1 protein-coding gene and 1 pseudogene are annotated in these 986 nt (G+C 66.3%); both read left to right on the forward strand.

The features are described from left to right. On the forward strand, positions 1-683 hold a 683-nt coding region (locus tag EN969_RS32805; RefSeq protein WP_164758744.1), incomplete at its 5' end, for an ATP-binding cassette domain-containing protein. 1 nt (position 684) lies between these two features. Beyond that, positions 685-986 (forward strand): annotated as a pseudogene (locus EN969_RS32810) (ABC transporter permease); the annotation flags it as partial.

Genomic DNA, 986 nt, shown 5'->3' on the forward strand with positions numbered 1-986 from the left:
CCGCCAGTCCGCTGAGGGTCCGGGCGCGGCCCGCCGCGCAGAAGGACGGCACCGACCTCGTCGCCTGCGCTGGGGAGATCATCGGCCTTGCCGGGCTGGCGGGCCACGGCCAGACCGATCTGCTGCTGGCGATCTTCCGCGGCGCCACGCGCGCCCGGGCCGGCATCGAGGTGACAGCGCCGGTGGCGCTGGTCGCCGGCGACCGCCAGTCGGACGGTATCTTTCCGGAATGGTCAATCGCCGAGAATATCGGCATCCGCTCGCTGGCGCGGCTGCGCAGCGGGCTGCTGATCTCGCCGCAGCGTGAGGCCGAGCTTGCTGCATTCTGGCAGAAGAAGATCGGCATCCGTACGCCTGATATGAACAACAACATTTTCTCGCTATCGGGCGGCAACCAGCAGAAGGCGCTGTTTGCGCGTGCGCTCGGCTCGGATGCACAGATCGTGCTGATGGACGACCCGATGCGCGGCGTCGACATCGGCACCAAGCTGGAGGTCTACGACCTCGTGCGCGAGGAGGCTGCCCGCGGCCGTACCTTCCTCTGGTACACCACGGAAACCGAAGAGCTCGACAATTGCGACCACATCTATGTCTTCAAGAACGGCCGCATCGTCGCCAATCTGCGTCGCGACGAGTTGACCGAAGAGAAGATCATCCAGTCCTCCTTCGGCGATGCGGCCTGAGATGACGGCGGCGACACTCGAAAACGGTCTCAAGGCGTCCGCGGCGCGCGGCAGCGCGGCACGCGCGCGCCTGCTGCGCGGATTGCTGCCGGCGCTGTCGCTGGCGTTGGTGCTCATCGCCATCGCCTGGCTCAACCCGCGCGCCATCAGCTATTTCGGCTTCAGCCTGATGCTGAACCTGGCGATCCCGATCGCGCTGGCGACGATCGCGCAGATGTTCGTCATCGCGGGCAACGAACTCGACCTGTCGATCGGCACCTTCGTCGGTTTCGTCGGCTGCGTCACCGCGACCTGGCTGAAGGA

The sequence above is a fragment of the Mesorhizobium sp. M7A.F.Ca.CA.003.01.2.1 genome, assembly GCF_003998945.1.
GTDB classification, from domain to species: Bacteria; Pseudomonadota; Alphaproteobacteria; order Rhizobiales; family Rhizobiaceae; genus Mesorhizobium; species Mesorhizobium ciceri.